A 10,366-nucleotide genomic window follows, 5' to 3' on the forward strand; every position below is an offset into this window, starting at 1 on the left:
AGGAAACGTATAATAAAGAGAGTGAAGATGATATAAAGGCTATTTTGCAAATAGAGCTGAAAAAAGATAAGAAAGATCAAGTAATGAAACTTATCTTTGGGGATAATAATTTAGAAATACTTAATAAATAAATGGGAACATTATTTAACCAAGATCCAAGGTATCTTTTAAACGTTCAAGAAATCATAGATGATATAATAGTCAGCTTGAAAAAAATTACAAAAGAGGAGAAGCTAACAACAGAACAGGCACTGAAGATATACGAATTAGCTCTTTATAGACAAAGGAGTTTCTTCTACAAAGATGATGGCGACAGAAAAGATGAGCAATTAAAAGGATTTGGAGATATTCTTGTAGAAATTAGGGATATATTAGATAATGCTTATAGAGAAGATAAGTAAATAAAAATGGATTTTTTGGAAAAAGCAGTAGTAATTGTAGGAGGATCTCTTACAATTTTAGGTATTTTATTTAAAGCTGGTCATTGGGTATATTCTATTTTTGACAAACAAAAAGAAAGAATATCAGAATTAGAGAAAAAGGTAATAGAAGTAAAAACTGAAATGGACTTATTGGAACAAATATTACCTACACTAAATCAAATAATTGAGGACTACAATAAAAAACGAAAAAAATGACAGAAGAACAATATCAGGAATTATATACATTGAACAAAAAGATAAATGAAGGGAGAGCAACAAAGCAGGAACAAGAACTTTATGTTAGAAAATTAAAAGAAGCTAATGTCATCACTCAGGAACAATATAACAATTATGAAACCCAAAATGATAATACTGATTTATTAAAGGCAATACTTTTAGTAGGAGCTTTTGCGTTAATAGCTTATTTAATTGTAAAAAATAACGAATAGTATTTCCTATGTTATTAATACTAAATATTTAAGTTATGTTTTTATCAAGTACATTATCCTTTTTGTATAGCTTCAATAACAGAAGTATTCACAAAGCGAAGCTACCGCAATAGTCCTTAATGAGAAGACAAAGAAGATCTTTCAGTATATGGAAAAGTTTGTATTCAACCTAAAGAAAGAACACCAGTTTATATTCTAACCGCTATTGCATAAAAACTTTTTATGCACAAAGAAAAAAGTATGCAGTTTTTATGCAGAATTAGAGTTGTAAATCAATGAGTTATAAGCCTGCATACGAATCATAACATTTTTACTATATATTTATAAGTGTAAGTGTAAAAAAGTATATATAATAAGAGAAAACGGAGGTAATTTGCTCCAAATTTGCGCCAAACAACGCCAAAAATGTAAGGAAATAGAGAATAACAAATATTGGTATTCAATTAGTTACGTTTGATAGTTTTCGGGAAATTCTCCCTGAATGGCTACAGAATATGGTCAAAAAAGGACAAAAACAAGAATAAAACTAAGTGAATTTTAATGGTATTTTACTAACAACAATTTTATAGTGATGAAAAAGAAAAATTGGTTAATCGTAGGAATATTGGCTGTAGTAACGTTCCTCTTAGGAATGCTTGCCAATTCAATAATGGGAAGAAAAGCTGAAACGGAGATGATCTCTACTTCTCCAACCGCTAATTTCCAACAGTTCGAGAGTAGAAACGAAATGTGGGGCAAGTACTACCCTCGCCAGTATGATGCTTGGGAGCAAACTGCCGACACTACTTTCCGCTCTAAGTATATGAGCAGTGACAATGATGACCTCCTTGCTTTGCGTCCTGAAATGGTCATACTCTGGGCAGGTTATGCTTTCTCTAAGGAATATACAGCTCCTCGTGGGCATATGCACACTATTGAGGATGTTACTAACACCCTTAGAACCGGTTCTCCTACCGATTCTACACACTCTCCTCAGCCTGGTACTTGTTGGACTTGTAAAAGCCCCGATGTGCCTCGACTAATGGAAAAAGTAGGATTAGAGAATTATTATAGTGCTCCTTGGGATAAGTGGGGTAGCGAAATTGTAAATCCACTAGGATGCGCTAACTGTCACGATCACAAGACTATGAACCTTACCATTACACAACCTGCATTGGTAGAGGCTTTCAACCGACAAGGTAAAGATATTTCTAAGGCTACTCACCAAGAAATGCGTACTCTTGTATGTGCACAATGCCACGTGGAATACTACTTCAAAGGAGATAAAAAGTACTTGACTTTCCCTTGGGATAAAGGAACTACAGTAGATGATATTGAAAAATATTATGACGAATCAGGATGGACAGACTATGTACATTCTGTGAGCCGTACCCCTATCCTTAAAGCACAACACCCTGATTATGAAATCTGGAAAATGGGTATCCACGGACAAAGAGGCGTTTCCTGTGCTGACTGCCATATGCCTTATAACACCCAAGGAGGCGTAAAAGTAACAGACCACCACATCAGTAGCCCTTTGCGTAATGTAAGTGCTAGTTGCCAAACTTGCCACAGACAAAGTGAAGATGAACTGAAAAAGAACGTATTCGAACGCCAAGAAGTTATCTTCGGTTTGCGTATCAAGCTTGAAAAAGAATTGGCAAAAGTTCACTTCAAAGCTAAACACCTTTGGGATAATGGGGCTACAGAAGAACAAATGAAACCTATCCTTTCCCTTATCAGAAGAGCTCAATGGCGTTGGGACTTTGCTCACTCTTCTCACGGATCTGTATTCCACGCACCTATGGAATCACAACGTATTCTTTCTGATGGTATGATTTATGCTATGGAAGCTGAAAATGCTCTAGATGTTCTTAAAGAAAAACTTCATATCACAGCACCTTTTGTAATGCCTGATATCAGTACCAAAGAAAAAGCTCAGAAAGAAATAGGATTAGATATTCCTAAAGAAGAAAAAGCTAAAAAAGAATTCCTTAAAAATATAGTTCCTAAGTGGATTAAAGAAGCTAAAGAAAAAGGACTTTTGGTAACACAACGATAAAAAACTTCCTTAACTATAGAGACGCACAAAAATGCGTCTCTATATGTATAAAAACAAGACTTATTACATTCCTATAAAATTAAAATTCCTCAATGAACCAAAATCAATATCGTTATGCGAGCTATATAGCCCTTACTTCTCTTATATTGGGCTTTATACTGCAATTTTCCTTAGGAAGTATCTCCAAAAGCTGGTTTAGCTTTCCTTATAATATTTTTGCTGGATTTGCTTTCCTTATTATCTCTACCTCTATCTTTTTTATTTTCAAGAAAAAGCCCTTCACACAGCTCCACTCTTCGGCTCCTTTTGCCATTGTTACGGTAGCTACTCTAGGGTTCCTCACTATAGGCTTAGGGAGTATCCATTATGACCCCCAAGTCTCTCCCAATGCTTTTCTTTCTCGCCTAGGGCTGGAGGATCTTACCAAGACTTGGTACTTTGCATTGATATTCTTTATGGCACTAACCAACCTATGGTTCTCCGTTCTGAAGCGTTCTTTAGTATATCAGTCTAAAAATATCCCTTTCTTACTGAATCATTTTGGCTTATGGCTAGTAATGTTTGCCGGCGTATTAGGACAAGGAGACATTGCGCGCCTGAAGATGACCTTACAGAAGGACAAAGTAGAATGGCGTGCTACCGATGAAAAAGGCAATATAGTAGAACTACCCATTGCCCTAGAACTCAAAGAATTTAGTATTGATATTTACCCTAACAAACTATTTATCATTGATACCTTAGGCAATTCCCTTCCCAAGAACAAACCTATAGGCTTTATGCTAGAGAAAGAAGGAGAAAGTGCTACCCTACTGGACTGGAAAATCACCTTACACCAATACCTAGAAAAGGCTATCCCTGACACCGATAGCACTTATGTGAATCATACAATGTGGGGGGCTACCAATGCGGCCTATGTAACCGTAGAACACCTCCCTACCCATAAGAAACAGACCGAATGGATTTCTGCAGGTAACTTCCAACTTCCTCCAAGAGCCATTGATCTTGACCCTGAACATACCTTAGTAATGGCTCCTCCTGAAGCTAAGAGATTCCAATCTGAAGTCCTTATTTATGAACAAGGTAAAGAAGATATCATCCGTCAGGAAAAAATAGAAGTCAATCATCCTATAGAGGTGGGAGGCTGGAGAATATACCAAGTAAGCTATGATGAACCTATGGGGCGTTGGTCAGAGCGAAGTGTCGTTGAGCTCATCTCTGATCCTTGGCTTCCAGTTGTCTATACAGGAATCTTTATGTTGATTATTGGAGGAATTGCCTTTTTATTAACCAATAGAAAATAATATTATGTGGAAATATTTTGATTTGATTACTTATATAAGTGTATGCCTGTGGGTACTTTCAGGAATAATGATTTATAGCAAGCAAACGGTTCTTAGGCGATTGAGCATAGCAGGCTTCTTGGTGGCTTCTTTAGCTTTAGGTACTTTTATGGTACTTCTTTGGCGTGAACTGGAACGCCCTCCTATGCGTACCCTTGCCGAAACACGCCTTTGGTATGCTTTCTTTATGGGGGTGATTGGCTATGCACTTTACTTACTCTACAAGTATAAATGGATTCTGAGCTATGCCGCTGCAATGGCTATCACCTTTGTGATGCTCACCTATCTATACCCAGATACGATGAATAAAACCCTAATGCCTGCCCTACAGAGTGTCTGGTTTATTCCTCACGTAATTGTCTATATTTTCGCCTATGCAATGCTGGGAATGGCTTCTCTGACAGCTTTTTATGGCATCTATTGCTATAAGAAAGGAAAAGAAACCCAACTTCTTCTGGCTCTCTGTGACCAAATCCTCAATGTAGGCTATGTATTTCTAACTTTTGGTCTTCTCTTTGGAGCTCTCTGGGCTAAAGAGGCTTGGGGACACTATTGGACGTGGGACCCTAAGGAAACTTGGGCTTTTATCACTTGGTTAGGCTACTTAGTATATATTCATCACAAATATAAACATAAGGAAAAACAGCCCTTACATAGCTTCCTGATTGTAGGTGTGGCTTTTGTACTATTGCTTATCTGTTGGTTTGGAGTCAATTACCTTCCTACGGCTCAAATGAGCGTACATACCTATACCGGCTAATCGCTCTTGTTAAAAAATAAAATCTATCAGAGGGTATTTCAAATATTTTATGTACATTTGCACCCTAAACCATTTATATACTTACTGTGAAATTATCAAAAGAAGCAAAAACAGCTATTATTGTTCTATTAGGGGTGGGAAGTTTTATCTTTGGATTTAACTTCCTCAAATCAACCCCCATATTCAGTACAAGCAAGGAATATCACGCTATTTTCTCTCATTCAGCAGGATTACAAACGGGCTCCAATGTAACAGTCAATGGGGTAACTGTAGGAGCTGTTAAATCCATCTCTATAGACCCAAAAACCGCCCAAATTATCGTTACTTTCTCCTGTAAGAGAGATTTCACTTTTTCTAAAAATAGTAAAGCTGAAATCTATACAAGCCTTTTAGGAAGTACAGGCTTACAGATTCTCCCCGCTCTTGATGGGGCAGAGCAAGCCCAATCAGGTGACTATCTCCCCTCTCATATACAAGCAAGCCTTATGGATGCCATCGGAGCCAACCTAGAGCCTACCGCTAAGAACCTAAATAAGGTACTCTATTCCGCCGATTCTTTGATGGGAAGCCTTACTCATATCCTGAATCCTCAGGCTCAAAAAGATATCCAAGAAAGCCTTGCCAACCTTAATGTAACCCTACAGCAGATGAACAGGGCTTCTGCTGGGCTAAACCAGCTCCTCGCCTCTAGCCAAGCACCTTTGCATACCTCTCTAGCCAATGTACAGACCATTTCCCAGAATTTTGCTCAACTGAGCGACTCACTTTCTAAAATTCAAGCTGGAAAGCTCGTAGCTAATATTGAGGGAACCCTTGCCAAAGTAAATGGATTGCTAACACAAGTAGAGAAAGGAAATGGAACCATTTCTCAACTCCTAAAAGACCCCAAGCTATATAATAACTTACAGACAGCTACCTCTGAATTGGGGCTTCTTATGGAGGATATCCGCTTGAATCCGAAGCGTTATGTACATATTTCCCTATTCGGAAAGAAAAATGTGGAATATGAAACTCCTGATAAAGTAGAACCTTCTATCTCCGAACGTGCCGAAAAAAATAAATAGCCATTGATACTTAGTTCTATAGCATTTATATTGTTAGCTACCCTAGGGATAGGTCTTTTTGTAAGAAATATGCGTAGGCTCCAGCGTAATATTCGCTTAGGTACCGTAGTTACTACGACCGACCATAAGCGAGAGCGACTTATACGTATGCTACGCCTTGCCCTAGGACAACAGAAAATGGGAGTACGCCCCATAGCGGGTATTTTGCACCTATTTGTGTATATTGGCTTTGTGATTATCAATATAGAAGTCCTCGAAATTTTCATTGATGGTATCTTCTCTACCCATCGTATATTCAGTTTTTTAGGCTCTTTCTATAATATACTCATTGGTTCCTTTGAAATTCTAGCGGTATTGGTAATTATAGGAGTTATTCTATTTTACATCAGAAGAAATATAATTTCTATCCCTCGTTTTCATAAAAAAGAACTTCAAGGAACCCCTAAAAAGGACGCCAACCTTATTCTCTATGCCGAACTAGTGATGATGTCCCTTTTCCTGATAATGAACGCTTGTGATGGACTTCTTCAGTATAGGGATGTGGCTCCTTATACCAAAGTAGGCACTTTCCCAATAAGCCAATGGATTGCCCCTATTTTTACCCATTGCTCCACAGCGGTTCTCATAGCCATAGAACGTACCGCTTGGTGGCTACATATCATCGGAATTTTTGCCTTCTTGAATTATCTCTACTACTCCAAGCACTTACATATTCTACTGGCTTTCCCTTATACCTATTATGCACCTATAAAGCCTAAAGGAGCTTTGGATAACCTTGATTCCGTTACCAAAGAAGTAAAGCTAATGCTAGGAATGGAGCAAGAGATTACAGGAGAAGCTCAGCCTGATGAGCCTCTGCCCTCTTTTGGTGCTGATGATATCTTCCAGCTCAGCCGTGTACAGCTCCTAAGTGCCTATAGCTGTACTGAATGTGGGAGATGTACGGACGAATGCCCTGCTAACCAAACAGGAAAGCTTCTTTCTCCTCGTAAAATAATGATGGATACTCGCCGAAGAACCCAAGAAGTAGGCAAAAATATAGATACAAATGGTTCTTTTGTCTCCGATGATAAGAAACTATTAGGTGATTATATTACGCCCGAAGAGTTATGGGCTTGCACTACTTGTGCCGCCTGTGTAGAGGCGTGTCCTATGGAAATCAGTCCCTTATCTATCATTATAGAGATGCGCAGGTACTTAGTAATGGAAGCCTCCACCGCTCCTGTAGCTCTGAACAAAATGATGACCCAAATGGAAAATACCTCCTCCCCTTGGGGCTATAATCCTGCTGAAAGAGAAAAAACCTTCCTGTAGTGACACTACTCGTCTTGTTTTTAGCAAGAAAATCACTCTACTTAACACCTCCCCTGCTAATGCAAGCTTGAAGCCTGTGTGTTATCCTAAAACTGAAAGCTCTACAAATAAATATTAGGTACAAGCTAAAAACTTGCTCCAGCAGGAGCTAAACAATGAAGATGTCTAGCAGTTTTTATTAGTCAAATCAGTTTTTCAAGAACTCCCCGACCATTATTCTTCCTCCACTGTCATCTCCTCCACCACGAAAGAGAATCCCCTCAAAAACAATATATTTGTCCTCAAAGAAACCTACATTCTTATTGAAAACTAACAGCCCTGCCATAGGAATTTTGTGGGTTTTCCACGTTTTCCCTTTGTCAAAAGAAAAACGCAATTCAGAATGGGCGTGAAGCCTTGTATAATCACAAATAAAATCCTTATAGTAATAGTACTTTTCACGATTCTCTTTAGTTATCTTACGGACAAAGTTCTCATCAAGATCGTAAATCATCTTTTCGTATGTTTCCTCATCATTCTCATTTTTTGCATTTTGCAAGGAAAGAGGGGTATTGTAATCAGACGAATTTTCAGGAAAGAAATAATTATATTTATGTTTAAGCTGATTAAAGAGTTTGTCTTCTCCTGTAATTACGTTGTAAGTACGAAGTTCTAATATTCCATTGTAATATAGGATATCTCCATTCTGATGAATAGGATAATACTGATAAGCAGTGAGTTTTTTAGGTATCTCATACAACTTTACAGATTCTTTACTTAATACATCTGCTAAAAAACGAATTTCATTCTTTTCACATTTGAGAAATCGACCATCAAAATCATCATAATAAGTCCCAGCTTTTCTATTGTATACATCTATTTTTTTTAACTGAAAAGTCTTATGATTAAGGAGGTATACATATTTATTTTTATCCCCAAAAGTCTTAATAATGCTGTACTCTTTCGTATAGGCTGCAATATCATAGACATCATTTCCTTCAAGAATGAGTTCCTTGTAGGATTGCCCTCTATCTGTAGAGATATAGAGTACCGCTTGCCTTTCTGTTGCTGTGGGGTCAAAATTAGGAGTGTCCTTTTGAGCTCCCAAGATAATGACATTTTCCATAGGAGAAAATATCAAGCTTAATTCAATATTGGCATCTGGATTATAAGGTCCATTCTTTTTCTTATACAAATCCATAAAGTTGTACTGGGCAGTCCATTTCATATTGTTATCAGGGATTAAAGTGGTACAATTAGTAAATAAAATTAGTAGAATTGCTAATTTTAGGTACATTGGAAGTTTATTTTTCTTTATTTTCATAGGATATACTTTTTATTTTTTGACCTTATCTCAAAAACTCCCCTACCATTATGCGCCCGCCACTCTCTGGAGAATCTCCAAGAAAGAAAATACCCTCAAAAACAATATATTTGTCCTCAAAGAAACCTACATTCTTATTAAAACCAAACAAACCTACCATAGGAATTTTGTGGGTTTTCCAAGTTTTCCCTTTGTCAAAAGAAAAACGCAATTCAGTATGTGTGTGAAGCTTTGTATAATCACAGATAAAGTCCTTATAGTAATAGTACTTTTCACGATTTTCTTTGGTTATCTTACGGACAAAGTTTTCCTCGAGGTCGTAAATCATCTTTTCGTATGTTTCCTCATCATTCTCATTTTTTGCATTTTGCAAGGAAAGAGGGGTATTGTAATCAGACGAATTTTCAGGAAAGAAATAATTATATTTATGTTTGAGTTGTCTAAAAAGTTTATCTTCTCCAGTAATTACATTATAGGTACGAAGCTCTAAAATTTTATTGTAATATAGAATATCTCCATTCTGATGAATAGGATAATACTGATAAGCTGTGAGTTTTTTAGGTATCTCATACAACTTTACAGAGTCTTTACTTAATACATTTGCTAAAAAACGTACTCCATTTTTTTTGCATTTGAGAAATTGCCCATCAAAATCATCATAATAAATTTCTTCATCTCTGTTATACTTATCTATTGTTTTCAGCTGAAAAGTCTTATGATTAAGGAGGTATACATATTTATTTTTATTTCCAAAAGTCTTAATAATACTATGCTCTTTCGTATAGGCTGCAATATCATAGACATCATTTCCTTCAAGGATAAGTTCCTTGTAGGATTGCCCTCTATCCGTAGAGATATAGAGTACTGCTTGTTTTTCTGTAGCAGTGGGGTCAAACTTAGGAGTGTTCTTTTGAGCTCCTAAGATAATGACATTTTCTATAGGGGAGAATACCAAACTTAGTTGTTTGTCCGAACCTGGATTGAACCCCTTATTTCTTTTTTTGTACAAATCCAGAAAGTTGTATTTGGCAGTCCATTTCATATTATCGTCCTTAGTTTCTTGGAGTTCTTTAGTTTCTTGGGGTTCTTTGTTTTCTTTATTATCTTTAGTTTTAAAGAAACAAGAAGTTAGGAATGTCGCTAAGAGTAGCATTCCTATTTTTGGTAAGTATGTTCTCATTTTTTTCATTTTTTATCTATTTATTAGTTATCAAAAGGAGGAGCATATTTTTGATTAGCTTCCCCTATGTCAATTAATTTAGGTTCTATAAAAGCCTCTTTCCCATTATCTCCCACTAAACGAACTGTAAGATAAGAATTGATGCGATTCATTCGAATATCCAAATGCGCTTTTACTTCCTCAGGATGTTCCCCGAATACCTTTTTATAGGTTGCTAAAATATCTTCCCAATCAAACTGAAGCCCCACTCCATATTTTATGCCATCTTCAGCCTTATAAGTAAAACTTATTTCCTTATACAAAGGAAGTTTTCTTATATCGTGATACAATTCTTTAGGAGCAAAAACATCTTTATGTTCTTCTAAAGTTATAAAGTCTGTGAAGAAAAAGAAAGACCCTTCTCCATTCCAATATTGATAATGCACATCTCCCATTTTTCCATTAGGAATTTCAAAAGTAGGATACCACTGATACTGATTGTCCCGATAGCTAT

Annotated in this window: 10 protein-coding genes and 1 pseudogene; 8 read left to right on the top strand and 3 right to left on the bottom strand. The window is 36.6% G+C overall.

Annotation, left to right across the window (positions count from 1 at the left end):
* Positions 1–131 precede the first annotated feature (131 nt).
* From RYK20_RS10055 to RYK20_RS10090, 8 genes are all read left to right on the top strand, one after another.
* A complete protein-coding gene (locus tag RYK20_RS10055) occupies positions 132–401 on the top strand; it encodes a hypothetical protein (RefSeq protein WP_314895322.1) in 270 nt (89 codons plus the stop codon).
* A gap of 15 nt (positions 402–416) precedes the next feature.
* On the top strand, positions 417–638 hold the full coding sequence (locus tag RYK20_RS10060) for a hypothetical protein (RefSeq protein ID WP_314895323.1): 222 nt from the start codon (positions 417–419) through the stop codon (positions 636–638).
* Positions 635–871, top strand: coding sequence for a hypothetical protein (locus tag RYK20_RS10065; protein WP_314895324.1), 237 nt, complete (start codon positions 635–637; stop codon positions 869–871). Before RYK20_RS10060 ends, RYK20_RS10065 begins: the two co-directional genes overlap by 4 nt.
* 571 nt (positions 872–1,442) lie before the next feature.
* Complete coding sequence (gene nrfA / locus RYK20_RS10070) at positions 1,443–2,912, top strand: ammonia-forming cytochrome c nitrite reductase (RefSeq protein WP_314802733.1); 1,470 nt, start codon at positions 1,443–1,445, stop codon at positions 2,910–2,912.
* Between the two features lie 92 nt (positions 2,913–3,004).
* Positions 3,005–4,213 (top strand): cytochrome c biogenesis protein ResB, encoded by a 1,209-nt coding sequence (locus tag RYK20_RS10075; RefSeq protein ID WP_314895325.1) that lies wholly within the window; start codon positions 3,005–3,007, stop codon positions 4,211–4,213.
* A gap of 4 nt (positions 4,214–4,217) precedes the next feature.
* Positions 4,218–5,012, top strand: a complete 795-nt coding sequence (gene ccsA, locus RYK20_RS10080) for a cytochrome c biogenesis protein CcsA (RefSeq protein ID WP_314895326.1) — start codon at positions 4,218–4,220, stop codon at positions 5,010–5,012.
* A gap of 86 nt (positions 5,013–5,098) precedes the next feature.
* Positions 5,099–6,076: an MlaD family protein gene (locus RYK20_RS10085; RefSeq protein WP_297978355.1), complete on the top strand. Its 978-nt coding sequence runs from the start codon at positions 5,099–5,101 to the stop codon at positions 6,074–6,076.
* Positions 6,077–6,145: 69 nt separating this feature from the next.
* The gene (locus RYK20_RS10090) at positions 6,146–7,390 is read left to right on the top strand and encodes a (Fe-S)-binding protein (protein WP_314895329.1); all 1,245 of its coding nucleotides are present in this window, start codon (positions 6,146–6,148) and stop codon (positions 7,388–7,390) included.
* Between the two features lie 187 nt (positions 7,391–7,577).
* On the opposite strand, the gene RYK20_RS10095 is transcribed toward RYK20_RS10090, so the two are convergent.
* The 3 genes and pseudogenes from RYK20_RS10095 to RYK20_RS10105 all read right to left on the bottom strand — a co-directional run.
* Complete coding sequence (locus tag RYK20_RS10095; RefSeq protein WP_314895327.1) at positions 7,578–8,693, bottom strand: hypothetical protein; 1,116 nt, start codon at positions 8,691–8,693, stop codon at positions 7,578–7,580.
* Between the two features lie 25 nt (positions 8,694–8,718).
* Entirely contained in the window at positions 8,719–9,873 is a 1,155-nt protein-coding gene (locus tag RYK20_RS10100) for a hypothetical protein (RefSeq protein ID WP_314895328.1), read from the bottom strand.
* A 23-nt stretch (positions 9,874–9,896) separates the two neighbouring features.
* Positions 9,897–10,366 (bottom strand): annotated as a pseudogene (locus RYK20_RS10105) (hypothetical protein); the annotation flags it as partial.

Origin of the sequence: uncultured Capnocytophaga sp. (assembly GCF_963525585.1) — a bacterium.
Lineage (GTDB): Bacteria > Bacteroidota > Bacteroidia > Flavobacteriales > Flavobacteriaceae > Capnocytophaga.